At 42.4% G+C, this 25,843-nt stretch carries 23 protein-coding genes; 20 read left to right on the top strand and 3 right to left on the bottom strand.

Going from position 1 to position 25,843, the window contains the following annotated elements; genetic code table 11:
* Positions 1-31 precede the first annotated feature (31 nt).
* The 8 genes from cmk (at position 32) to IEY18_RS15380 (ending at position 7,817) form a co-directional block, all read left to right on the top strand.
* Positions 32-724, top strand: a complete 693-nt coding sequence (gene cmk, locus IEY18_RS15415; RefSeq protein WP_188922459.1) for a (d)CMP kinase — start codon at positions 32-34, stop codon at positions 722-724.
* 102 nt (positions 725-826) lie between these two features.
* Entirely contained in the window at positions 827-2,494 is a 1,668-nt protein-coding gene (gene rpsA, locus IEY18_RS15410) for a 30S ribosomal protein S1 (RefSeq protein WP_188922457.1), read from the top strand.
* Positions 2,495-2,565: 71 nt separating this feature from the next.
* Entirely contained in the window at positions 2,566-2,853 is a 288-nt protein-coding gene (gene ihfB / locus IEY18_RS15405; protein WP_188922455.1) for an integration host factor subunit beta, read from the top strand.
* 143 nt (positions 2,854-2,996) lie between these two features.
* Complete coding sequence (locus IEY18_RS15400; protein WP_188922453.1) at positions 2,997-3,272, top strand: LapA family protein; 276 nt, start codon at positions 2,997-2,999, stop codon at positions 3,270-3,272.
* A gap of 1 nt (position 3,273) precedes the next feature.
* Complete coding sequence (lapB, locus tag IEY18_RS15395; RefSeq protein WP_188922451.1) at positions 3,274-4,434, top strand: lipopolysaccharide assembly protein LapB; 1,161 nt, start codon at positions 3,274-3,276, stop codon at positions 4,432-4,434.
* A 52-nt stretch (positions 4,435-4,486) separates the two neighbouring features.
* Positions 4,487-5,191: an orotidine-5'-phosphate decarboxylase gene (gene pyrF, locus IEY18_RS15390; RefSeq protein WP_188922449.1), complete on the top strand. Its 705-nt coding sequence runs from the start codon at positions 4,487-4,489 to the stop codon at positions 5,189-5,191.
* Between the two features lie 91 nt (positions 5,192-5,282).
* The gene (locus tag IEY18_RS15385) at positions 5,283-5,825 is read left to right on the top strand and encodes a DUF2058 domain-containing protein (RefSeq protein ID WP_188922447.1); all 543 of its coding nucleotides are present in this window, start codon (positions 5,283-5,285) and stop codon (positions 5,823-5,825) included.
* Between the two features lie 234 nt (positions 5,826-6,059).
* Complete coding sequence (locus IEY18_RS15380) at positions 6,060-7,817, top strand: acyl-CoA dehydrogenase family protein (RefSeq protein ID WP_188922445.1); 1,758 nt, start codon at positions 6,060-6,062, stop codon at positions 7,815-7,817.
* A 57-nt stretch (positions 7,818-7,874) separates the two neighbouring features.
* Here IEY18_RS15380 and dacB read toward each other — a convergent pair whose 3' ends face one another.
* The gene (gene dacB, locus IEY18_RS15375; RefSeq protein WP_229779974.1) at positions 7,875-9,281 is read right to left on the bottom strand and encodes a D-alanyl-D-alanine carboxypeptidase/D-alanyl-D-alanine endopeptidase; all 1,407 of its coding nucleotides are present in this window, start codon (positions 9,279-9,281) and stop codon (positions 7,875-7,877) included.
* Positions 9,282-9,679: 398 nt separating this feature from the next.
* Here dacB and pssA point away from each other — a divergent pair, with 398 nt between their 5' ends.
* The 10 genes from pssA (at position 9,680) to IEY18_RS15325 (ending at position 22,937) form a co-directional block, all read left to right on the top strand.
* The gene (gene pssA / locus IEY18_RS15370; RefSeq protein WP_188922441.1) at positions 9,680-10,993 is read left to right on the top strand and encodes a CDP-diacylglycerol--serine O-phosphatidyltransferase; all 1,314 of its coding nucleotides are present in this window, start codon (positions 9,680-9,682) and stop codon (positions 10,991-10,993) included.
* Positions 10,994-11,098: 105 nt separating this feature from the next.
* The gene (locus IEY18_RS15365) at positions 11,099-11,830 is read left to right on the top strand and encodes a tRNA-uridine aminocarboxypropyltransferase (protein ID WP_188922439.1); all 732 of its coding nucleotides are present in this window, start codon (positions 11,099-11,101) and stop codon (positions 11,828-11,830) included.
* 164 nt (positions 11,831-11,994) lie between these two features.
* Positions 11,995-13,248: an efflux RND transporter periplasmic adaptor subunit gene (locus IEY18_RS15360; RefSeq protein ID WP_188922437.1), complete on the top strand. Its 1,254-nt coding sequence runs from the start codon at positions 11,995-11,997 to the stop codon at positions 13,246-13,248.
* A 5-nt stretch (positions 13,249-13,253) separates the two neighbouring features.
* Complete coding sequence (locus IEY18_RS15355; RefSeq protein ID WP_188922435.1) at positions 13,254-16,346, top strand: efflux RND transporter permease subunit; 3,093 nt, start codon at positions 13,254-13,256, stop codon at positions 16,344-16,346.
* A complete protein-coding gene (locus tag IEY18_RS15350; RefSeq protein WP_188922433.1) occupies positions 16,343-16,765 on the top strand; it encodes a GFA family protein in 423 nt (140 codons plus the stop codon). The genes IEY18_RS15355 and IEY18_RS15350 overlap by 4 nt, the downstream gene beginning before the upstream one ends.
* A complete protein-coding gene (locus IEY18_RS15345) occupies positions 16,758-17,309 on the top strand; it encodes a GNAT family N-acetyltransferase (protein WP_188922431.1) in 552 nt (183 codons plus the stop codon). Before IEY18_RS15350 ends, IEY18_RS15345 begins: the two co-directional genes overlap by 8 nt.
* A 794-nt stretch (positions 17,310-18,103) precedes the next feature.
* Complete coding sequence (locus IEY18_RS15340; protein WP_188922429.1) at positions 18,104-19,108, top strand: BMP family lipoprotein; 1,005 nt, start codon at positions 18,104-18,106, stop codon at positions 19,106-19,108.
* Positions 19,109-19,270: 162 nt separating this feature from the next.
* Positions 19,271-20,842 carry an ABC transporter ATP-binding protein gene (locus IEY18_RS15335; RefSeq protein WP_188922426.1) on the top strand — a complete coding sequence of 524 codons (1,572 nt, stop codon included), beginning with the start codon at positions 19,271-19,273 and terminating at the stop codon, positions 20,840-20,842.
* Positions 20,839-21,969 (top strand): ABC transporter permease, encoded by a 1,131-nt coding sequence (locus IEY18_RS15330; protein ID WP_188922424.1) that lies wholly within the window; start codon positions 20,839-20,841, stop codon positions 21,967-21,969. Before IEY18_RS15335 ends, IEY18_RS15330 begins: the two co-directional genes overlap by 4 nt.
* Positions 21,970-21,971: 2 nt before the next feature.
* On the top strand, positions 21,972-22,937 hold the full coding sequence (locus IEY18_RS15325; RefSeq protein WP_188922422.1) for an ABC transporter permease: 966 nt from the start codon (positions 21,972-21,974) through the stop codon (positions 22,935-22,937).
* Between the two features lie 29 nt (positions 22,938-22,966).
* Here IEY18_RS15325 and IEY18_RS15320 read toward each other — a convergent pair whose 3' ends face one another.
* Positions 22,967-24,013 carry a phosphotransferase gene (locus IEY18_RS15320; protein ID WP_188922420.1) on the bottom strand — a complete coding sequence of 349 codons (1,047 nt, stop codon included), beginning with the start codon at positions 24,011-24,013 and terminating at the stop codon, positions 22,967-22,969.
* Between the two features lie 76 nt (positions 24,014-24,089).
* Here IEY18_RS15320 and IEY18_RS15315 point away from each other — a divergent pair, with 76 nt between their 5' ends.
* Together IEY18_RS15315 and IEY18_RS15310 are read left to right on the top strand one after the other, a co-directional pair.
* Positions 24,090-24,437: a hypothetical protein gene (locus IEY18_RS15315; RefSeq protein ID WP_188922418.1), complete on the top strand. Its 348-nt coding sequence runs from the start codon at positions 24,090-24,092 to the stop codon at positions 24,435-24,437.
* A 33-nt stretch (positions 24,438-24,470) separates the two neighbouring features.
* Positions 24,471-25,172 carry an SDR family oxidoreductase gene (locus tag IEY18_RS15310; protein WP_188922416.1) on the top strand — a complete coding sequence of 234 codons (702 nt, stop codon included), beginning with the start codon at positions 24,471-24,473 and terminating at the stop codon, positions 25,170-25,172.
* A gap of 42 nt (positions 25,173-25,214) precedes the next feature.
* Here IEY18_RS15310 and IEY18_RS15305 read toward each other — a convergent pair whose 3' ends face one another.
* Positions 25,215-25,679 (bottom strand): hypothetical protein, encoded by a 465-nt coding sequence (locus tag IEY18_RS15305; protein WP_188922414.1) that lies wholly within the window; start codon positions 25,677-25,679, stop codon positions 25,215-25,217.
* Between the last annotated feature and the right edge of the window lie 164 nt (positions 25,680-25,843).

The raw sequence follows: 25,843 nt of genomic DNA, 5'->3' as shown, positions 1-25,843 counted from the left end.
CGGAAGATGATTACTAAATGTGGAGGAATATATGTCAGAACGGGCTCCTGTTGTCACTGTTGACGGCCCAAGTGGTGCGGGAAAAGGTACAATTTGTCAATTACTTGCGGACCGATTAGGTTGGCAATTACTTGATAGTGGTGCTATTTATCGTGTTCTCGCACTTGCAGCGATTCACCATAATGTTGAGTTGGATAACGAAGAAGCGATTAGTTTACTCGCTGCGCATCTTGACGTTAAGTTTTTAGTAAGCGGCCCAAGTGAGCCGATCAAAGTCGTGCTGGAAACCGAGGATGTAACCTCGGAAATACGTACCCAAGAATGTTCGAATGCTGCTTCAAAAGTTGCCGCATTCCCCCGTGTACGCGAAGCATTATTGCGTCGCCAAAGAGCCTTTAATTTAGAACCTGGGTTGATTGCTGATGGTCGCGATATGGGTACCGTCGTTTTTCCGAATGCAAAAGCCAAAATTTATTTAACTGCTTCCGCAGAAGAAAGGGCCCAAAGACGCTATAATCAGTTGCAGGACAAGGGCTTCGATGGTAATATCGAGCGTCTTTTAGCCGAAATTATTGAGCGTGATGAGCGTGATATGAATCGTGAAGTCGCACCTTTGGTTGCTGCGGATGATGCGCTTGTTATCGATACGACGGGTATAGGAATTGAACAAGTGCTGGAGCTTTGCTTAAAGCATATTGTTGAAAAATTATCTGACGCAAGTTAATCACTTGCGTTGTTTGGTATTTGTCTTAGGGAAAAGACAAATTATATTACTGACTCCACGTCTAGGATTGACTGTGGTTTAATTAAATTAAGTAACTTAAAAATGACTGAATCTTTTGCTGATCTGTTTGAACAATCTCTACAAGACTTAGAATTTCGCCCTGGCGCGATTGTAAGCGGTGTTGTTGTACGTATCGAAAACGGTACTGTACTTGTAGACGCTGGCCTTAAGTCTGAAAGCCCAATCTCTGCTGACCAATTCAAAAACGCTCAAGGCGAAATTGAAGTTGCAGTAGGTGATAGCGTTGATGTTGCGCTTGACTCTGTTGAAGATGGCTTCGGTGAGACTCAATTGTCTCGCGAGAAAGCTAAGCGCCACGAAGCTTGGATTGTTCTAGAAAAAGCTTATGAAGATGCTGAAACTGTTATCGGTGTCATCAATGGTAAGGTTAAAGGCGGTTTCACTGTTGAACTCAACACAATCCGTGCATTCCTACCTGGTTCTCTAGTTGACGTTCGCCCAGTTCGCGACACAGCTCACCTAGAAAACAAAGAATTAGAATTTAAAGTAATCAAGCTAGACCAGAAGCGTAACAACGTAGTTGTTTCTCGTCGTGCTGTTATCGAGTCTGAGAGCAGTGCAGAGCGTGACGCTCTTCTTGAGAACCTTCAAGAAGGTCAAGCGGTTAAGGGTATCGTTAAGAACCTTACTGACTACGGTGCATTCGTAGACCTAGGTGGTGTTGACGGTCTTCTACATATCACAGATATGGCTTGGAAGCGTGTTAAGCACCCATCTGAAATCGTAAATGTTGGCGACGAAATCAACGTTAAAGTTCTTAAGTACGATCGTGAGCGCACTCGTGTTTCACTAGGTCTTAAGCAACTTGGCGAAGACCCATGGTTAGAAATCAGCAAGCGCTACCCAGAAAACACTAAGTTAACTGGTCGCGTAACTAACCTAACTGACTACGGTTGTTTCGTTGAAATCGAAGAAGGCGTTGAAGGTCTTGTTCACGTTTCTGAAATGGATTGGACTAACAAGAACATCCACCCATCTAAGGTTGTTAACCTAGGTGATGAAGTTGAAGTTCTAGTTCTAGACATTGACGAAGAACGTCGTCGTATCTCTCTAGGTCTGAAGCAATGTAAGACTAACCCATGGGATGACTTCGCTACTCGCTTCAACAAAGGCGACAAGGTTTCAGGTAAGATCAAGTCTATTACTGACTTCGGTATCTTTATCGGTCTTGACGGTGGCATCGACGGTTTGGTTCACTTGTCTGACATTTCTTGGAACGGTACTGGCGAAGAAGCTGTATCTGACTATAAGAAAGGTGACGAAATCCACGCAGTTGTTCTTTCAGTTGACCCAGAACGTGAGCGCATTAGCTTAGGCGTTAAACAAACTGAAGACGACCCATTCAATGCATACCTTGCTGACAAGAAGAAAGGTGTACTAGTTTCTGGTACAGTTTCTGCAGTTGACGCAAAAGGTGTTACAATTGAATTAGCTGAGACTGTAGAAGGTTACCTACGTGTATCTGATATCTCTCGCGAGCGTATCGAAGATGCATCAACTGTATACAGTGTTGGTGATAAAGTAGAAGCTAAGTTCATGGGTGTTGATCGCAAGAACCGTTCTATCAGCTTATCTATCCGTGCTAAGGATGAAGCTGAAGAGAAGGAAGCGATGGCTAACTTGAACAAGCAAGACGAAGCTGTCATGAGCAATGCAATGGCAGAAGCGTTCAAAGCAGCTCGTAAATAATCGCCTGTTGTTCTGGGGCGTAAGCCCCTGCTAGGTGACTGTGTTTGGCTTGATAATAGAGGGTAGCTAGGATGACAAAATCCGAACTGATCGAAAAACTTGCCACTAGGCAGTCGCAGCTGTCGGCTAAAGAAGTGGAAAATGCGATAAAAGAAATGTTGGAGCAGATGTCGACAACATTGGAATCCGGGGAGCGTATTGAAATCCGTGGATTTGGTAGCTTTTCACTTCATTACCGTGCGCCTCGTACTGGTCGCAACCCTAAAACTGGAACGTCAGTTGAATTGGATGGAAAGTATGTGCCGCACTTTAAGCCAGGGAAAGAACTGCGCGAGCGCGTAGACGCTGTTAATGCTTAATTAGCAATGTCTTAAAAGGCCTCCGAAAGGGGGCTTTTTTGTGCGCGTAACCTCAAGAATATGTGATTATAATTTTCTTAATCCCTAGTAAGAGTGATAAATTTCTTAGATAATCATTGTATTGAAACATAGGAGAGTCTCAAGTGAAGTCATTTATCGTAACTATCGTTGTAGCACTACTGTTTTTCCTTGCGTTATTACTCGGTTCGCAAAACGAACAAGTTGTAACTATTAATTATTTTATTGCTAGCGGTGAGTTTCGACTCCCTGTATTACTTGCTAGTGTATTCTTAGCAGGCTTTGCGATTAGCTGGATTTTTACACTTTATCAACTGGCGAAGATGAAGCTGGCATTACGTTCTGCAAATAAAAAACTAGAAGCCGCAGAAACCACAGCGTTGAAGGAAATAGACGCTTAATATGCTAGAAATCCTTTTTCTGCTGTTACCTATTGCCGCCGGTTATGGCTGGTATATGGGGCGTAGAAGCATACGGCAGAATCAGCAACACCAGCAAAAAAAATTGAGTCGAGATTACTTTACCGGACTTAATTTTTTGCTCTCTAACGAGTCAGACAAAGCGGTCGATCTATTTATAAGCATGCTTGATGTTGATGATGAAACCATCGATACGCATCTTTCATTAGGTTCGCTTTTTCGCAAACGAGGTGAAGTCGACCGCTCGATTCGTATCCACCAAAACTTAATTGCTAGGCCAAGTCTTACCACAGAGCAACGTGATCAAGCCATGATGGAACTGGGCAAAGATTATCTCGCTGCGGGCTTTTATGATCGTGCAGAAGAGATTTTTCTTAATTTGGTTCGTCAAGAAGATCACACCGAGGAATCTGAAACTCTGTTGATAGACATTTATCAAGTGACTAAAGATTGGCAAAAAGCGATAGATATAACGAAAGGGCTAAAGCGTAAACGACAGCAAAGTCTTAAGCCTCTTATTGCTCATTTCTTTTGCCAACTTGCTGAAGAAGCCGACACCATTTCAGAGCAGATCAAACAATTACAACTCGCTTTGAAGCACGATAGTAACTGTGCCCGCGCGCTTTTAGTTTTGTCGCAAAAATATTTAGAGTCGGGCGAAAGTAAATTATGCTCACAAACATTGTACAAATTGCTAGAAGCAGATGCCGAACTGTTCTGTGACGCGCTGCCGGTCGTCAGCCAAGTCTATCAAGAGCAACAGGATGAAAGTGGCTATCAATTATTGCTGCAACAAGCGATAGAAAAAGGTGCTGGTGCATCCACAGTTATTGCTTTAGCTCAGCATTTAATTAAGAACAATGAAATAGAGCAAGCAGAGTCACTTGTTCTCGAACATTTATATCGCCAACCCACAATGAAAGGTTTCCAGCATTTGATGAAAATGCATTTGCAACAAGCCGAAGAAGGCCAAGCGAAACAAAGTCTTGGTATGCTCGAAAAATTAGTCGAACAACAAATAAAATATCGCCCGAGCTATCGCTGCAAAGAGTGTGGTTTTCCTGCCCACTCGCTATTTTGGCACTGCCCATCTTGTAAAAGTTGGGGTGCGATTAAGCGCGTTCGAGGACTTGATGGCGAATAATGCTTCATATCAACACAATAAAATTATTACCCTGCAAAAACCGGAGACACCCATGACAAGCAAACCCATTTTAGTCGCATTAGATTATGACGATAAAAAAGCCGCGCTAAATTTAATCGACCAGCTTGATCCGGAAATGTGTCGCCTAAAGGTTGGCAAAGAAATGTTTACGTTGTTCGGACCTGGACTCGTAAAAGATATTCATGAGCGGAAGTTTGAACTGTTTTTAGATTTGAAGTTTCACGATATTCCAAATACAGTCGCAAAAGCGGTTACTGCTGCTGCAGAGCTCGGTGTATGGATGACCAATGTACATGCGAGCGGCGGCCTTGCCATGATGGAAGCTGCAAAAAATGCGTTACAACCCTACGGGAAAGATGCGCCACTATTGATCGCTGTCACAGTGTTAACATCAATGTCAGACGAAGACCTTTCTTTGTTGGGGATAAATGTGCCGGCAGTCGAGCATGTGAAGCGTCTTGCGAATCTAACGCATCAAGCGGGACTTGATGGGGTCGTTTGCTCCGCAAAAGAAGCAAGTATACTGAAGGCAGCATTCGGCGCAGATTTCTCATTGGTAACACCAGGTATTCGACCAGCAGGTGCCGCGGTAGGTGATCAGCACCGCGTGATGACCCCCGAAGATGCATTGCGAGCGGGCTCCGATTACTTGGTTATTGGGCGTCCGATAACCAAGGCAGCAAACCCATTAAGTGCGCTTACTGAAATCTATCATTCTATTACGAAACAAAGCTAAGTAAGCCGACACGTTACTCGGCTTGAAGCGAAAGCGAGTGATGCACAATTAACTTCACGACAAAATACATAAAGATTTAAAGAGAGTTTACATGGCTAATGCATTACAAGATCAGCTGCTGAAGGCTGGATTAACGAGCAAGCAAAAAGTCAGAGACGCAAAAACTAAGAAAAAGCGTAATCGCAAAGCAAATATTGATGATGGAAGTGAAACGCTAAAACAAGAGATTGCTTCCAAGAAACAAGAACAAATTGCGAAAGATAAAGCCCTGAATGAACAGCGCTTCAAAGAAGCCAGTGACAAAGGGCTTGTCCGCGGCCTAATTACAGAGTTTAAAAAGTTTGCGGTAACGTTAAGTAGTCATTCTGAAATAAAGTTTAACTACACGCTGGATACAAAAATTTTCTCGATATACGTTGATGAAGCCATCCAGAAGCAACTACTCAGTGGCAAACTCGGTATTGTTCGTTACGAAGACAAAAGTTACGTTGTACCACATAAATTAGCGGAACGCGTTCAGTTACTAGTTCCGGAATGGTGTGGCTACTTATGGGACGCTGCTGGCTCTCAACCAGAGATTGAAGAGGACGACCCGTATGCAGACTATGCTATTCCTGATGATTTAATGTGGTAACTGGCTTATCAATTAAAAACTGACCTTATTCCCGTTTCCTTTTAGATATTAAAAGGAATCGGGCGTTGGCATTTTTAGTATGCAAGCACCGTTTAAGTCATATTATAACCCGTCTCAATTGTTCTGCTTTTTGTTCCTCTTCTTCAAATGATTACAAAAATAAATTGCTTCCTTTTGTCTATCGAACAGTATAAATTAAAACAACTGTTTTAATTTAACGTTTGAGACTAGCTAATGAACCCTTATACCGCTCCTTTGACAGAAATGCGCTTCCTGCTTGAACATGTTTTTGATGCCTCGAATACGTGGTCAAAATACCCTGCGATTGCAGAGGCGGTTGATATAGATACCGCCGCAGCAATACTGGATGAAGCTGATAAAGTGAGTCGAGAGCTAATTCATCCTTTGAATCGAGAGGGCGATGAGCAAGGGGTTCAGTTTATCGACGGCAAAGTCATTACGCCAGACGGTTATCGAGATGTCTACGCTCAATACGTTGAAGGTGGGTGGGTTGGTTTATGCGGCGAATCTAATTTTGGTGGTATGGGCATGCCTAAAATGCTTGGTGTTTTAGTCGATGAGATGTCTTACAGCGGTTGTAATGCATTCACCCTGTATGGCTCTTTAACGGCAGGCGCCGCACTATGTATTCATGCACATGCGAGTGAGTCACTAAAAGACAAATTTCTACCTAAACTTTATTCAGGAGAGTGGGCTGGGGCAATGGATATGACAGAACCTCAAGCAGGCTCTGATCTCCGGAACATACGAACAAAAGCTGTCCCCCAAGCAGATGGCAGCCACCATATTACCGGTAGTAAGATTTTTATCACCGGTGGTGATCATGATTTAACAGAAAATGTCATCCACCTTGTATTGGCGAAACTTCCTGATACGGACGGTATTTCTTTGTTTTTGGTTCCAAAGTATAAGGTCTCTGACTGTGGTGAACTTGCTGGTAGCAACGGTGTTACTGTGGGATCTATTGAACACAAAATGGGTCTTAAGGGATCATCAACGTGCGTGATGAACTATGACAATGCACAAGGGTTCCTTGTCGGACGAGCTAACCGTGGCTTAGTTTGTATGTTTACCATGATGAACTACGAGCGCTTAGCCATTGGTATTCAAGGGTTGGGTAGTTCTCAAGCCGCTTATCAAATGGCAGCTGAATACGCGAAAGAACGTATTCAAGGCAAAGCCGCCCAAGGCGGCTCAGGGAATAAACAAGGGGACCCAATCATTGTTCACGGAGACGTCCGCCGGATGCTTCTCAATATAAGAACTTTGACCGATGCTGGTCGTGCGTTAGCCGTGTTTACCGGGAAACAGCTCGATGTAGCAAAACACGCCACAGGTGAAGAACAGAAAAAGGCTGACCGTCTTGTTGGTTTGTTAACACCCGTTGCTAAAGCATTTTTGACGGATAGGGGCTTAGAGGCCACAATAACTGCCCAGCAAGTCTTTGGTGGCCATGGATATATTCGTGAGACTGGAATTGAACAACTCGTTCGAGACACCAGAATCGCTCAAATTTATGAAGGTACCAATGGTATACAGGCAATAGATTTTCTAGGGCGAAAGTTGATAGGAGACGATCTATTTGCATTGAAGGAGCTTGTGACAGATATCCAGCAAGAGCTAGACGATATGTCCCATGTCGAGTCGCAATATAAAAATCAACTCTTTGGCTTGATTAATAAATTTGTTGAAGTGATTGCTGAGATAAAAGACAAACGTCATCAACAATCTGCATTAATTAATGCTTGTGCAGTCGATAGTCTAGATGCATTCGGCTATATACTTTATGGATACTTCTGGCTAAAAATGACCGAGTCAGCTGCAGTGAATATGGATAAAGAGTTTGCACGTGCGAAGCAACAGTTGACCCATTTTTATTTTGAAAAACTACTAACCAAAGCAAATTATCACTTAAGTCTACTCCGCACAGGTGACCAAAGTGTGATGGCTATTGATGAGAGCCTGTTTTAACTCATAAAAAATATGGGTTTGTTATATAAAAATAAGCCATTATGGAATCACAATGGCTTATTTTTTTGAGATAAACTTCGCAAGTGCAGTCGCTGCATTGGTCGTTTTACCATTCAAACTAAGTCCGTTTTCTAGTATGACAAAAGCGTAAGTAGGTTCACCTTGCTTATTCATTATAAAACCAGCGAAATTGGACATGCCTTGCATGGAGCCTGTTTTAGCTTGAACTCGATGGCGAAGCGTTTCGCGATTAAATCCTGCCCGATATTTTAATGTTCCTGAAACACCAGCAATGGGTAAGTTTTGTAATATGCGTTGGTATAAGGGCCGCGTCGCAATGAGCTTCAAAACGTTCGCCAGTTGCGTTGCAGAGATGAGGTTGTATCGAGAAAGCCCGGAACCATCAACAATTACGGCCTCTGATAAGTCGATACCTTCTCTTTGAATCGTACGCTTTAATGCCGCAACACCTTTCTCAAAACTCTGCTTTCCTCCATACAATTGACGACCTAGTTGCTTTAATAGGCCATCACTAATTAAGTTATTGGACTCTAAAAGGACGGCTTCAACCATTTGTGAGAGCGGAGGGGAATACACAGTTCCTATGGTGACTAACCCCATTGGTGAAACATCGGTTAAGCGAATTTGACCTCTAACCTTGATATTTAGGCTATTGAGCTGTTGACGAACAATATCCAGAGCAAACTGTTTCGGGTTATTTACTGCAATTTCTAGGTTCAGCGACCGATCGCCTTGATGACAACCGGTTAAATAAAAATAGTTTTTATAGGTACTAGTCATCTCTAGCTTGCAAAACGCTTGCTGTCTCTTTTTGTCAAAGGTTGCGTTACTGTTTACGGTAATGGGGAGGTTGCGTTTCTTCACCACTTTGCCAACGTAAGTTGCTAATTGAGGGACGAGTGCAGCCGGTACGCAGTTGCCATCGATCATAAATGCCGACACAGGTGCTGCATAGCAGATCCCTAAATCATCCCACACCCAGCCTGGTGCTTTCGAAGGGGCTTGATCATCACCCACTAAAATCACATCACCATCTACACGTTTAACTCCCTTTTGTTTTAAACCTTGTAACAAACTCATCAGGCTATCTGAACTCAATGTAGGATCGCCATGAAAGCGGATATAAAGGTTACCTAGGATGCGCTCCGAATGAACTGCGTGCTTCGTTGCAATATCGGTTTTGAATCTAAAATCGTTACCCAATACACGAGTTGCGGCTACTGCAGTGAGAAGTTTTAGCGTGCTTGCTGGAGACATGAGTTGCTCACTATTTTTTGAGAGCAAAACTTTATTCGATTCTAGATCATAGATATATGCAGCATAAACTGAAGATGGTGGGAATGCCTCTAGAATAGAGGGCTCAAGCTTGTTGATATCTTGGGCTTGCAAGCTTGTGCTTATGCACAAAATAGCAGAATAAAGTAGAAAGGAAAGTCTAGTCACTTAAACACATCACTTGTTTGAAATTATGACCAATTATGGCGTTTTTCAAACAAAATTACAGCTTTGTCACTCGTCGTTTCGTTATAAAGATTTAGGTGTCATAAGTACTCGAATGCAAAACAGGTTGTGAATTCGTCATTTTCGCGACTGTTTTTCGTTTGAAATCGTGGTTTTCTGGCCAAAAAAAAGAGAAAGCACTTGCTGTTAAGGTCGGAAATGGGTAGTTTCTATTGCCTTTGTTTGATGCACAAATTTAGGTCATGAAAAGACCTGCGCTAAACTAAGTTGCGCTCAATTTGGTCTAGCAAAAATAGTTACAGCAACATGAATAATTGGTTTGTAGTTGCATTGAAGTGATGCCGTATTCAAACTACAAATGACGATATTAGGAGGATGCCTTGCTTGAAAAGCTAGGTGGAATACCAATTTGTTCGGGTGATATTTCTTGGTTACTGACACCAAAGAATTTCCGTACAGAACTATTAAGTCGCATTGCGAATGCGCAGGCTTCGATATTAATCACAGCGCTTTATCTTGAAGACGATGAGTGTGGTCGTGAGATTATGCAAGCACTCGTCGATGCTAAGCAATCAAATCCACAACTTAAGATAGAAGTTTTAGTGGATTTCCACCGAGCTCGTCGTGGGTTGATTGGCCAAAAAGGAGATAGCGGCAACTACTTCATGTATAAAAAAGTCATGGAGAATACTGCCCACCCATTCGATATTCTTGGCGTACCTGTGAAGTCCAAAGAGTTGATGGGCGTGTTGCACCTGAAAGGGTTTATTGTTGATGATACCGTAATCTATAGCGGCGCAAGTTTAAATAATATCTATCTACATCACGATGAGAAATATCGTTTCGACCGTTATCATGTTGTGGAATCAGCACAACTCGCGCATTCAATGCGGCAAATGGTGCAAAAGTATCTGATTGAAGATAAAGCATGCAGTTCCTTGACCCAATCGAAAGAGCTTGAAAAGTTACCAACGAAAGCAGATGTTCGTCGTTTTAAAAAACGATTATCAACCGCTAAGTATCAATTCGAAGGGGTTAAGACAGGGCCGAGAATTACGCCATTTGTTGGGCTTGGGCGGAAAAAGAACGCTCTTAATAAAGCCGTTGTTGCAATGGTCGCAGAGTCTAAAGAGTCGTTATTTATTTGCACTCCTTATTTTAACCCTCCTTTCGTGTTGGTTCGAGCGCTGGCAAAACACTTACGCAAAGGCAAGCAGATAGATATTGTTGTTGGCGATAAAACCTCTAACGATTTCTATATACCACCAGAAGATAAGTTTTCAACGATAGGTGGTTTACCTTATTTGTATGAACAAATGCTGCGTAAGTTTGTTCGTAAACATCAATGGGCTATCGATAAAGGTTTGCTACGAATTCATTTATGGAAGCATGATCGCAATAGTTTCCATTTAAAAGGCATCAGTGCTGATGGCAACCGCCATTTATTGACGGGCAGCAATCTGAACCCCAGAGCTTGGGCTTTAGATATAGAAAATGGCTTGTTACTTCATGATGTGGATGGAATTTGGCAATCAGACTTTGAGAAAGAGCAAAACTACATTCTTGAGCACTCACAATGTTTAAAGCACTACAGCCAAATCGATTCGCTAGATAGTTACCCCAAAGTTGTGAAAAAACTTCTGAATCGGATAAGGCGCTTAAAAGCAGACTTTTTACTACGCCGTATTCTTTAAAGGCAATTCTAAAAGTACTGAACTTGTTACGCCAGCTATAATTAGCTGGCGTTTTAACACAATTATGTAAGCCATATATGATTGAGATGGCTCTAGGATAGTTTCTTGAAAAAGCCCGAGCATGCAGTTCATCGTTTATTTCAATACCGAAAAGCGATTTCCAGCAAACCTTTTAGCGCCCGCGGCAAAAACCTACTCCGCTGTGAATTGTGCCTCCTTGCTCAGAAACATTGTACTTGTCGCTATCGTAAGCAATTGAATTCAAATGCTTCATTTTTGCTTATTATGTACGATGATGAAGTGTTGAAACCGAGTAATAGTGGTCGATTAATTGCTGACTTAATCCCTGATGTGCGCGCGTATATTTGGTCGAGAACTCATACGAATCGAAAAATATTAGATTTATTAAACCATCCTCAATACCAACCCTTTATCGTGTTTCCAAGTGAATACGCGACAGAATCTCAAACGGTAGTCGAAACGCTTCCGCAAAAATTGAATCAAAACAAAAAGCCACTTTTTGTAATTTTGGATGGAAGCTGGCGTGAGGCAATCAAAATGTTTCGTAAAAGCCCTTATTTACACCAATTGCCTATGCTTTCCATATCTCCTGAAAAAACAGCAGCCTACACGTTACGCAAAGGAAAGCGAGATTTTCAATTAGGGACTGCCGAAGTCGCAGCCTTAGTCTTAGAGGTTTTCGGAGAACCCGAAAATGCGAATTCACTCGCCACATGGTTTTCACTGTTTATTGAATCCTCGCTGCTCAGCCGTAGTCGTCAAAGTGATAAGGACCTTTCAAAAAGAAATAGTCTAATCCAACAGTTTGCTGAATAAATATCGTACACTTTGTAAAACGTTCTTTGCTTTTAAATCAAGCTGAAAGAACAATGGACAATACCTTGTAATAGGTATAATTTTGAGTGGTGTGACCAGTTTAATAATTAGATTGCTCATCTTAGTCTATTGTTCATTCTTTTTTCATATTGCGGGAGCGCATTATGTTTTATCAGCACCTTGATTTTTCTTCGCCGAACTCGTTTAAGCTCACCGCACGTCCCCGTCGTTTTTGTAAACCGTTGCTCTTGATCATGGTGATTTACGCTATTGCAGGCTGTAAACCTGAAATCATCATTGAAACGCCTAAAGAAGTGATCGTTCAGCAAGTTGAAACTGCAACCATCCCAATTTATGGCGAATATATTGGCGTAACGAAAGCGTCTATTAGTGTTGAAGTTAGAGCAAGAATTGATGGTTATGTAGAAGATAAACTTTTTATCGAAGGAAGTGCGGTTAACGCAGGTGATACGCTTTATCAAATTGACAGTTTGCCCTATATCGCAGCAGTTAATCGCTTAAAAGCCAAGCTAGAGTCTCAACGCGTTATCTATGAAAAAACGATACGCGATGTCAATCGGCTAAAGCCCCTCTATGAAAAGAATGCTGCTAGCCAACTTGATTATGACAATGCGCTTTCAGCGAAAGCAGAAGCAAATGCAAATTTGCAAGCAAGTCTGGCCGAGCTTGAAGAAGAGCAGCTCGAATTAAGCTATACCGAGATAAAAGCGCCGATATCGGGTTTGGTTGGGCAGTCAGAAGTTGATATTGGTGCACTAGTCGGGAGTAAAGGCCAATCTTTACTTACGGTAGTAAAGCAAGTTGACCCAATATTCGTGAGTTTTAATATGTCTGCTCTCGATTATCTAAATATTCGCCGTAATATGACCGCGTACAAGGAGCGTCAAGCGGATATCGAAGGAAAAACGGTTGAAGGATTCGTACAAATTAGCTTGCCCGATTCTAGCGATTATCGATACTGGGGGGATATAAGTTTCACAGATCCTTCCGTCAATCCGGAAACTGGTACTTTTGAAGTACGGGCGGTATTACCAAACCCTGAAAGAGAGCTGCTGCCCGGTCAGTACACTAACGTCCGCATCAAACTTAATGAAATTGAAAATAGTATTGTAGTACCGCAAAAAGCCATTCAAATCGAGCAGGGCGGGGTATATGTCATGATCGTATTGCCCAATGGCAGAGTTGAACAGCGTTTCATTGTCATCGAGCACCAAACTGAGCAAGGGGTCATCGTAAAAAGCGGCCTGAAATCTGGCGAAAATATCATTGTCGAAGGCATGCACCGCGTAAGACATGGTCAATTAGCAACCCCGTTAACAATTGAAGAGTACAGAAAACTAGAAGAAACGAGAAACTTAGAAATCTCCTCTCAAGTATCGTTACAAGTAGAGGAGTAAGTCATATGGCTCAATTCTTTATTTCGCGTCCTGTTTTCGCAAGCGTGATCTCGATAATCATCGTGCTACTTGGTGCGATTGCAATGCTACATTTACCAGTCGATCAATACCCTTATATAACACCGCCACAAGTGAAGATCTCTGCTTCCTATCCTGGAGCGACAGCGACGACAGCGGCTGAATCCGTAGCCACCCCGCTTGAGCAAGAGGTTAATGGGCTACCCAACATGATCTATATGGCTTCTAAAAGTACCAATTCAGGAAGCACTAATCTTACTGTGACCTTTGAGGTTGGGACCGATGAAGAGCTTGCCGCTGTGGATGCTCAAAATTCAACACAGCAGGCGAACGGAAGTCTCCCCATTGATGTACAAACTGAAGGGGTCACTGTATCGAAAGAGGCAACGGTTGAACTGCTTAAATTGGCATTAACCACTGACGATCCTAGGTTTGACGAAATCTATTTAAGTAATTACGCATCGATTAATATTGAACCCGCTCTGCGAAGGATCCCTGGGGTCGGCAAGACTAGAAATACAGGGTCTAGAAGCTATGCGATGCGCATCTGGTTAAAACCTGATGTTATGGCCGGCTATGGTTTGACGACAGCCGATGTCATTAGCGAAATTAAGTCACAAAATAAAGAGTCACCAGCTGGAAATATAGGATCACAGCCAAATTCTGACGCGCTCTCTTTAACCTTACCAATTACAGCAAACGGTCGGCTGAGCAGCGTTCATCAGTTTAAAGAAATTATTGTCAAAGCAAACAAAGATGGGTCTCAGGTTCGGTTACGCGATATTGCACGGGTCGAACTGGGTTCTTCGGCTTACACACTGAGATCTCAGCTAAACGGTCAAGACGCAACCATATTACAAGTTTTTTTATTGCCAGGTGCGAATGCACTGGAAGTCACACGTGCAGTTAAAAAAGCTATGGATAAACTCGCAAATAGGTTCCCACAGGGGCTTGATTGGCAGGTTTTTTATGATGCATCTATTTTTATTGAAGAGTCTATTTATGAAGTCATTCTGACTCTAGTCGAGGCATTGTTGCTAGTTATTGTGGTGGTTTATCTATTTTTACAGAATGTACGCGCAACAATCATTCCCGCAATTGCGGTACCGGTTTCTCTAATTGGTACTTTGGCTGCAATGATCACTTTCGGTTTTACGATTAACACGGTTAGCCTTTTGGCTCTCGTTTTAGCTATAGGAATAGTTGTTGATGATGCCATTGTTGTGGTTGAAAATGTAGAAAGGCTAATCAATGAGCAAGGTCTTAGTGCAAAAGAAGCCACACAAAAAGCGATGAAAGAGCTTACCGGTCCTTTAATAGCAACGAGTCTAGTGTTAGCTGCGGTATTTGTACCTGTTTCATTTCTAGTTGGCATTACCGGTATCTTGTATCGGGAGTTTGCGTTTGCAATCACGACATCAGTGCTTATTTCTACACTTGTCGCTTTAACTCTAAGTCCGGCTTTATGCGCGCTTATTCTGAAACCAACGACACAGGAAAAACGGGGGGTGTTTATTGTATTGAACCGTAAAATTAACCAGTTAACAGATCACTATTCTTATCTGGTGAAAACCGCGATTCAAAAGGTAAAAACGAGCTTAGTTCTTTTTGTACTGATGATTGTTACCACCAGTATATTGATGTCCAATTTACCGGCAAGTTTTATGCCTGAAGAAGACCAAGGCCGTTTCTTCATTGATATGTCTTTGTCTAGTGGCGCGACAGTAAACCGTACACAAGAAGTGCTCAAAAAAGCAGAACACTTTATATTGAACCACAAGGCAGTTGCTTTTTCGTTTAGCTTGGCAGGTGAAAATAAGCGTTCTGGATCGAATCAGGCCAATGGTCAATTTGAAGTTATTTTAAAACCTTGGACAGCAAGGGAAGAAGATGGTTTAACCGTAAAAAAAGTCATGCATCAGATTGAGCAGCAGCTTGCCCATATTTTAGAAGCTGAGTTTCACCTTTTTTTACCCTCTACGGTTCCAGGTTTGGGAAACGGTGCCGGTGTAGAAATGGAATTGCAAGACACAACCGGCACGAATTTTAAAGGCCTGTCTGAAGCTGCACACACCCTAGTTCATCAGCTGTCTGCGAGGCCTGAAGTCGCTTCGGCAAGCATTAGTCTTCAAGAACAAATCCCGCAACTTTTTCTTGAGGTGGATGAAGAAAAGGCGAAGGCTATCGGGGTCGATGTAGCGGATATTTATAGCACGATAAAAACGTTCACAGATTCGTCTACCGTCAACGATTTCAATTTATTTGGTCGTGTTTATCGGGTAAAAGTTCAAGCCGAGCAAGACTACCGGCAGTTTCCTGAACAATTAAAAAACTATTATGTGAGAGCTTCTTCAGGGGCTATGGTTCCTATCGGCGTGCTTATTCACTATCGTTACACCGTGGGGCCTGCCGCTGTGACCCATTACAATATGTTTAGCAGTATTGGAATTAGTGTAACGCCGGCACAGGGCTATGCGACAGGAGATGTTATTACCGCGATCGATCAGGTTGCCGAACCTATTGTAGGGAATGATTTCGCTTATGAATGGACAGGGATAACTTATCAGGAAGTGAAGTCGAATAACCAAACCGTTATTGCTTTATTGCTGGCGTCTGTTTTTGTCTTTCTTTTCCTTGCTGCATTGTATGAAAGCTGGACTGTACCGATAGCCGTTATTTTGATCGCTCCAATTGCGATGTTTGGTGCTTGTATTGCGGCATATTTACTAGATATAGAAAATAATCTATTTTTTCAGGTCGCTTTTATTGCCTTGATAGGGCTCGCTTCTAAAAATTCCATTTTAATAGTTGAATATGCCAATCAACTTGTTAAATCTGGTGTCGATATATATTCGGCTACAATACAAGCTGCTAAACTTCGCTTCAGACCAATTTTAATGACGTCTCTAGCATTTATACTTGGTGTGCTACCTTTAGTGCTTTCAATTGGTCCCGGAGCGAATAGTCGCCAATCAATCTCTACACCTATTCTTGGAGGAATGATTTTAGCGACGACAATTGGGATTATCTTAGTACCGTTGTTCTTCGCTATGATTTGTCGAAAAAGGAAAATTGAATGAATCAACCGACGCCTAAATATCGAGGCCAGTGTGACTGTGGCTCTATTCAGTACCAATTCACTGATTTGCCGTTTGACGCGGATTACTGCCACTGTCGTCAATGTCAGCGTACAACTGGCTCTGTCGTATCTGTATGGATGGACTTTAAAGTCGGACAGGTTCAGTGGTTAACTGCATCGCCAAAGGAGTATGCATCATCGGAGTTTATAAGACGTGGCTTTTGTGAGCAATGTGGCTGCAGTGTCAGTTACCGTCATTTGCAGCACCCCGACTATATCACTTTGTCGATTGCAACTCTTGATGACCCAGGTTTAATTGAGCCGAAATATCATATCTATACGAGTAGCCAACCAAGTTGGCTGCAAATTGACGATAATTGTCCTAAACATAGATATCAACGCAATGGTGAATATGATTAAAAATAGCGAACGACTACAATTTTGTTTAATGAATCCAAACGACGCTGATCTGCTTTATGAACTTGACCAAGACGTTGAAGTGATGCGCTATATTAACGGCGGCAATAAAACGACAAAACAACAATTAGATGAGGTCTACTTACCTAGGCTAATGTCTTATACCACGCCAGAAAAAGGGTGGGGCATGTGGAAAGTAGAAACCATAGGTACAGCTAGTTGTCCTCGCGAGTTTTTAGGATTTATACTCATTCGGCCGCTACACTTCTTTAGTGGGCAATTTGACGATTCAAACTTGGAAATCGGCTGGCGCTTTAAACGTCAATATTGGGGGAAAGGATATGCCTTTGAAGCTGCGCAAAGTGTGATAAAAGGTTTAGTCTCAAGTCAACCGATTCAATACTTTACCGCCATCGCTGATCCAAGAAATAATGCCTCGGTAGCTTTGATGAAAAAGCTCAATATGACGTACTTAAAGTCTGCTGTTTATCGAGATCCACTGGGTGATAGCGATGCTGTTTTTTATCATTTGGCTGTCAATGATTAAGGTTTTTGCATCAACTTGCTCCGTGTTCAGAATGCTAAACAAGACGCTGGATGACTAAAAAGTCAATCAATGTGATTAACTAGTGATTTGTGTTGAGGTAGTTGATCATCCTTTAAAAGGTAAAACTTAAGTTTTACCCGACTGAATTCGTCAAGTAAATCGTTTCGGTTTAGTTTTTGCTGGTTAAATATTGTTCACTTGGTTGGCTTGTCGTTCAAAAATTTAAATCGGCTCACAATTCGCTAAACGCCGTTATATAGCCATTTAGAGGGCTAAATCAACATTGTTTTCGTTGGTTAAATCGCCAAAAATTTTTAAAGTGTTACTTTCCTACATGGCAAATAATTGTTCATTATTATGGACAATTATTGTGTTGAACATGTACTTGTTATCGGTTTGTGAATGTATAGTGCCGATTACTAAGGGTTTAACACTCTAGAGGCGAGTTTAACTTTCTTTTATATCGAACAAGATTACAGTCTAATAACTAAACAATACTATTCCCAGTAATTGGTATGACCAATTAACCTTTAAGGCGTGGTTAAATGATCACAGCTCGCCAAAAAACGTAATAAAATTACACGTTTGGTTTTTGCGAGGAAGAATGAAATTGTGTGAGATCTGTGACACATATTACTCTAGTAATTGTATACTTTACTGCTGTAAGCTCTATTCTCGTGTTGTACTGGGTTAGTTCAATAAAAGGCTATGCTTGTTAAGAAACAGGTTAAGCTGCTAATTAAAATGCTAATCCGCAGAATAAAATAAAACACCTACATACCACGAGGACAATCATGATGAAAATCCTAACTGCTACTGCGACAGCTGTGTCGTTAGCACTATGTTCATTTGTTGCAAACGCTGCTGATTTTAAACCTGCAGTGGCTTATGACTCATCAGGCAAGTTTGATAAATCTTTTAGCCAAGCGGTTTATCAAAATGGCGTAATGAAGTTCAATGAAGAAACCAATATTTCTGTACGTGAATTTGTACCAGCTAATGACGCGCAGCGTGAGCAAGGCCTGGAGCGTTTAGCGCGCCGCGGTTTTAGCCCTGTTGTCGTTGTTGGTTTCATGTATGGCTCAGCTCTTGAAAAAGTTGCAAAAAAATACCCTGAAAGCCAATTCGTTATTATCGATGCTGTTGTAGACCTGCCGAATGTAAAATCTATCGTGTTTAAAGAGCATGAAGGTTCTTTCTTAGTTGGTGCGTTAGCAGCAATGAAATCTGGCTCTCAGAAAGTCGGTTTCGTTGGTGGTATGGATATCCCATTAATTCGTAAATTTGCTTGTGGCTACGAGCAAGGCGCGAAGTACATCAATAAAGATGCAGAAGTTTTCCAAAACATGACTGGTTCTACTCCGTCTGCTTGGTCTGATCCTGCGCGTGGTGCCGAACTAACGAAGAGTCAGTTCTCGAAAGGCGCTGATGTTGTATTCGCAGCAGCCGGTGGCACTGGCGTTGGTGTATACCAAGCAGCCAAAGATGAAGGCAAGTATGCAATCGGTGTCGATTCAAACCAAAACTACATGCACCCAGGCGTCATGTTAACCTCTATGGTTAAGCGTGTAGGTTTAGCAACATACGAAGTATTTAAAGCGGGTCAGAAAGGCGAGTTCGAGACAGGTCTTGAAGCTCGTGGCTTAAAAGAGAACGGCGTAAACTGGGCTCTAGATAAGTATAACCGTGACTTAGTAACACCAGAAATGGAAGCTAAGATTCAAGACATCACAAACAAGATCGTTAGTGGCGAATTGAAAGTTCACGATTACATGGCTGACAACACTTGTAAGTACTAAGTTGAAAACCATTTAGTTTAAAAGTGCAGTTGTCCTGCGAAGGTGCTGCACTTTTATTCCTTTAATGGTCGAGCTATACCTATTATTGCAAAAAATTTCCCACTCTTTTGCTAGCGTTAAAGAAAGGGAAGCTCCATAGGACAGCAAAGAGAAACATAAGCTATGTCCAACAATTCTAGCGACACTAATTTTGCATTAGAGCTTCAAGGCATTGATAAACGCTTTGGTGCCGTTCATGCAAACAAGAATATTAGCCTGCAGGTTCCCGCAGGTACTATCCACGGCATCATCGGTGAAAACGGTGCAGGTAAATCTACGCTGATGAACATCATCTATGGTTTTTACACTGCAGATGCTGGCGAGATTAAGATTAATGGCCAAACCCAACACCTTACCAACTCGAAAGAGGCGATTGCGCATGGTATTGGGATGGTGCATCAGCACTTTATGTTGATTGATAATTTTACCGTATTAGAAAATGTCATATTGGGTGCTGAAAGCGGGCCAATGCTAAACGAAAGCTTAAGCAAAGCGCGTACAGAATTAGAACGCCTGGCAAAAGAATATCAACTTGATGTCCCACTTGACGCTTTAATTGAGGATTTGCCTGTTGGTCTACAGCAACGGGTTGAGATCCTAAAAGCCCTGTATCGAGGCGCAAGAATTTTGATTCTAGATGAGCCGACAGGGGTGCTAACGCCGCAGGAAACCGATCACCTGTTCCATATTTTTGATGCGCTACGTGATCAAGGGGTGACGATTCTTCTGATTACCCATAAATTACGTGAGATTTTGGCTGCGACTAATAACGTATCAGTTATGCGTCAAGGTGAAATGGTCGCTCACCGGAAAACGGCAGAAACAGATAAAGAAGAGTTGGCAGAACTCATGGTCGGCCGTAAAGTTCGGTTAAAAGTGGACAAGCAACAAGCCGAAGCAAGTAAGACATTAGTTTCGACCCACGACTTAACCTACACCGATGTGATGGGTGTTGACCGACTTAAAAAAGTGTCAATGGAAATACGTTCTGGAGAGGTCGTTGGTATTGCCGGTGTTTCTGGTAATGGTCAATCAGAGCTTATTAACTCTTTAGCGGGCTTGCTGGCGCCAGCATCGGGTAGTATTAAAATTGGCGATACAGAAATAACCGCCGATAACCCAAGTTCTCCAGATTCAGTGCGGAAAATGAGTGTCGGACATATCCCTGAAGATCGACTACATATGGGACTGATTAAGCAATTCAGTGCCGAAGAGTCTGCTATTTTAGGGCATCAAAACCTAGACAAATATAATGGCGCTTTATTGAATAAGCCGAAAGTTATCCAGTCAGAGTGCGAACGTTTAATGGCGGAGTGGGATGTAAGACCACAAGATCCTAAATTAAGGAGCTCGCTGTTTTCTGGGGGTAACCAGCAGAAATTGATTATTGCTCGTGAAGTCGATCAAAACCCGGATGTGCTCTTGATTGGTCAACCAACCCGTGGTGTGGATATCGGTGCGATAGAATTTATCCACAAACGAATCGTCGAGTTACGAGATGAAGGTAAGGGGATCTTACTGGTATCAGTCGAACTTGACGAGATCATGGCATTGTCGGATCGTATTATCGTAATGTTTGATGGTCAGGTTGTTGGCGAAGTCGCTGCAGACCAAGCGAACGAGAAAATTTTAGGAATGATGATGGCAAATATAATGCCTGATGAGCTAGTTGCGGATAACGGAGGTCAGTCATGAACGACTCTAAAATCCCAGCTTGGGTAAACGTAATTGTCTTACCTTTAATCAACATCTTTTTTGCTTTTGCATTTGCAGCAATTATTTTTGTCGCTGTCGATGTTAACCCTATTGAAGCCGCTCAAGTCATGGTTGCAGGTGCTCTTGGATATCAAGAAGGCATCGGGTACACCATGTATTATGCAACAAACTTCATCTTCACTGGTTTAGCGGTTGCGGTCGCGTTTTCTGCTGGCCTGTTCAATATCGGTGGTGAAGGACAAGCCTACATGGGGGGCTTGGGTGTTGGCCTAGCTTGTTTGGCACTTGATCACACTCTGCCGTTTTGGGCTATTTTGCCGATAACAATGGTAGCCAGTATGGCTTTTGGTGCGCTGTGGGCGTTGATCCCAGCCTATCTACAGGCCTATCGTGGTAGCCATATTGTGATTACAACCATTATGTTTAACTTCATTGCATCTGCTTTGATGGTTTACTTAATGGTCAACGTTCTAAAGCTAGACGGTCAAATGGCACCCGTTTCTCGATTGTTTGAAGAATCCGCAATTATGCCAGCATTCCATGAAATCGTGGCTTGGTTTGGCTTGAGCTTCTCTCAATCACCAATGAACCTTAGCTTTTTCATTGCCCTCGGTTGCTGTGTTCTCGTGTGGTTGCTGTTGTGGCGTACTCGTTGGGGCTTTGCAATTCGAGCTATGGGAGCAAGTCCTAGCGCAGCAGAGTACGGTGGCATCAACTCTAAGAAACTGACCATCGTCGTTATGCTGATTTCTGGTGCGCTGTCGGGTATGCTCGGCTTAAATGAAGTTCAAGGTTTTAGTTACCAGCTCAAACTCGACTTTGTTGCTGGATATGGCTTCACCGGCATTGCAGTATGTTTGATTGGTCGCAATCATCCCATTGGAATTATTCTTGCGAGCTTATTGTTTGGGGTTTTATATCAAGGTGGTGCAGAGCTATCGTTTGACTTCCCAAATATTGACCGAGAAATGATCCAAGTGGTTCAGGCTCTAGTTGTACTCTTTAGCGGTGCATTGTCATTAATGCTTGTTAAACCAACTGAGCGTTTCTTCGTTTATCTCGATCAGAAGAAAAAAGCTGCAGCTAAAGTAGAGGCGGGGGCATAACTATGTTTGAGAGTCTAATTTTAATTCTAGACGCGACTTTGCGTGTATCGGCGCCTTTGATTCTAGCTGCACTAGCCGGCTTATTTTCTGAGCGTTCAGGTATTGTAAACATCGCATTAGAAGGCAAAATGTTGTCGGGTGCGTTTGCCGCTGCAGCAATGACGTCGGTAACTGGCTCGGTATGGCTTGGTTTACTTGCCGCAATTGGTGTTGCGGTTTGTTTATCGCTGATTCATGGTTTTGCATCGATTACACATCGGGGTGATCAAATTGTTTCGGGCGTAGCGATTAACATGCTTGCGGTTGGTTTAACGGTTACGCTGGGTCGTTTCTGGTTCGGTTTAGGCGGGCAAACTCCTGCATTAGTTGATTCAGAGCGCTTTTTGCCAATTACGCTTCCAGGCGCAGATGCTGTTGCTGATGTACCTGTACTCGGTTTAGTTTATTCAGAGCTTCTTTCTGGTCATAACGTTTTAGTTTATCTTGCTTTAGCCCTCGTACCGGCCTGTTGGTGGGTCGTGTTTAAAACTCGATTTGGACTACGTTTACGCGCTGCTGGTGAAAACCCACATGCTGTTGACACTGCGGGTATCTCCGTTGCGTGGCTCAGATATCGTGCGTTGATCGTCGCTGGTATTCTTACGGGTATTGCTGGGGCATATTTGTCCACGGCACACAGCGCTGGTTTTGTGCCAAATATGAGTGCAGGTAAAGGCTTCATCGCCCTTGCTGCATTGATTTTTGGTAAATGGCGTCCTGTCCCTGTTCTATTCGGTTGCTTGCTGTTTGGTTTCCTTGATGCGATTGCAATTCGACTTCAAGGTGCAGAACTGCCTATAGTCGGGGAGATCCCAGTTCAAGCCATTGAAGTACTACCGTATGTATTAACTGTGTTATTACTTGCAGGCTTCATTGGACGTGCAGTTGGTCCTAAAGCAGTTGGTCAGCCATATGTAAAATCTCGTTAATTGAGATATTGATTCACTAAAAACGCTGCTTATTTGCAGCGTTTTTTTTGTAATAAATTGAGGGTGATATCAGTCATTAATTGGCTAAAGGCGTTGTTTTTATGGTGTTCAGGGGCCCAACCGAGAATAAAGCGGTTAAAGTCTGCATATGCGAGGTAAAAAAGAGGACGCCACTCATCTTCAATTTCACTGATATTGAGACTGCAATCACTTGCATAATGACTTAATTCACCAAAATAAAAATCAAGCAGCGACTCATAGTGTTCAAAGCAATCTTCTACGCTGATACCGCTTCCGATAAAGTATGCGACATCCTTCATACCGCATCCAACACCCACATATTGAAAATCAACAGCAGTAACGCTTTTGGCATCCTCGTCAAAGCAAAAGTTAGCAACTTTCGCATCGCCATGAATTAACGTTTTGAACTTACATTGATTAAGGACTTCGCTAATTTCGCTAGCTTGTGATTTTAGGGGACTACTGGACATGGCAGCCCACTCTTTTTTTCTCGTATCTAAATGCCAATAACCACCAATAGGCCATAAGCCTGAAGCCCATTGTGGGTCTTGTTGTGTGGTCAAAAATCGGCTATGGAGCTTTGCTAGCCAAGTTAAACAGCATTTCGCTTGCTCAGGAGAGAGTGTGTTATGGCGCTTACTAAAACCCAGTGCGTTAAGATCGCTTAAGACGAATACCCATTGCTCTGTGTGCTGGTTTTGGCGTTCAATCCAGACTTTTTCTGCGAGATAACAATGGGGAACTAGCCCCAGCTCTGATAGCTGGGCGGACCAATTTTGGTACCAGTTGGCTTCAACGTCATATGATTTCAGTTTACGCTGATGAGATTCAACCCCACTCCAACCTCTGGGATGTCGTGGCTTGTCTCCTTGATCTAAGTCAGGAGGTGCTATTCTTTTAACTATAACCGATTGAGGCTGGGCATCGCTCGTTGGAGTCGAGTAAGACAAATGTATTCTTTCTAGCGTCCCATAATCACTCCAAAGCTTTTGAATGAGCTCGGTATTTACAACGTTAGCGAAAGGAAATAGTTTTTGAATTATGTTGGTTAACACCAATTTTTTTCTCCAGTAACACGCTTAAATTATGATATGGTATCGTCGTTAGTGAAATAATAAGTAATATTTATAAATGAATACAGAAACTTACAAGTCAAATACAACGCATTTAACGATCATGTATCGTATTGAGCCCGGTTGTTTAGGCCCTGACGGATTAGAGCATGTAGAAGCATTTTGTTTAGTTTCTCAAAAGTTTTTTAATCAAACCGATAAACTGGGTATCGAATGGCACATTGTCCCTCGATATGACAAAACGTTGAGCGAGTTTCAATATTCTGTTGCTAGTAAGCGGTTAGATTCATGTCAAGCTGAAAAAGTTTTATCTGCCTTTAACTTAGATCTTAATACAGTACTTGAATCATTTGAAGACAAACTCCCTGAACTCATTGACCAGTATATTGCGGCAAAGAAAAGCTAGTTGCGATCCCTGCAAATCGACAAGGACTATATCATGACAACACAGCAAACAATGATGATAACCGGTGCAAATAGGGGAATAGGCCTTGAGTTTGTTAAACACTATTTGCAGCTAAACTGGCATGTAGTTGCGTGTTGCCGTACACCAGAAACAGCAACTGAGTTGACTTCACTCATCGACGATTACCAACAACTCGATATTTTCGAACTTGACGTCACTGATTATGAAGCAGTGGACGAGCTTGCAACCACATTGCAAGATATGCCAATTGACTTATTGATTAATAACGCGGGTTATTATGGGCCTAAAGGTGCCGCCCTTGGTGCCACCGATGAAGTCGAGTGGCGCAAAGTTTTGGAAATTAACACGATTGCTCCCCTGAAATTAGTCGAAGCATTTCGAAAGCAGTTAAAGAGCGGTCAAGACGCAACCGTTGCTTGTCTTTCGTCTAAAATGGGAAGTATGGGGGATAACTCGAGTGGTGGTAGTTATATCTATCGTTCCTCAAAAGCAGGGTTGAACGCAATTGGTAAGAGCCTCGCAATCGATTTACTGGAAGATTCAGTAAAAGTCGTCATTCTACATCCGGGTTGGGTTCAAACAGAGATGGGCGGCCCGAATGCCCTGATCGATACAACGCAGTCAGTCGTTGGCCTAATTGATGTGATTAGCAATTTAACTATTGCAGAGACCGGTCACTTTTATGACTATCGAGGTGTAGAAATACCTTGGTAACTGCAATAAAAAAGGAGCTTAGTTGCTCCTTTTTTGTGAAATCTAAAGGCCTTTTGTCAACTCGACCGTTTCACCGACTTCACCAGTATTCCATAGAAGAACGACGGCATTCTGGTTATTTAAATTGGCTGCTATAGACAATTTTAAATGATTGTGGTGTCTAGACTTAATTCGCAAATTCAGCACCAAATCTGATGAACGATCACCGCTATTTGAATACTCAAATACCTTAACGCCTTGGTTAGGCATTTGATTATCATAGAAAAAACCACGTTTTTCAGGTAGTTGTCTTGCCATGTTTTCTGGTGTTTTGGTATCTTGCGTATTGGCAATCACAAGATCAAGGCACTCATTACTACCGTTAATGAAATACACAGCAGAGTCTTGCTGTTTCAACCAAAATACAGGTCTTCTTGTGTTATGACCAATATTGTCTAAATCCAATTTGGTTACGTCTACTTGCTCCGTTAACCAGCTGAATTCACTATCAAATCTTTGATGAACCATTTTGATGACTCGCAGTCATTTTGACCTTAGGTTTTTCAGTCAAATTGACTCATTAAAATCAGAGTATGGGCTTTGCCCAGCCGTTATCATTGTTATGGGTCAAGCTTTGGATTAGTTGGCTACTCTAACGCTTTCAGTGTATCAAACTCCTGGCTAAAAATGCT

Source organism: Shewanella gelidii (assembly GCF_014647855.1).
In the GTDB taxonomy this organism is placed as follows: Bacteria; Pseudomonadota; Gammaproteobacteria; order Enterobacterales; family Shewanellaceae; genus Shewanella; species Shewanella gelidii.
Note: the sequence above shows the minus strand (reverse complement) of the source record. Positions and strands in the feature narration are given on the sequence as shown.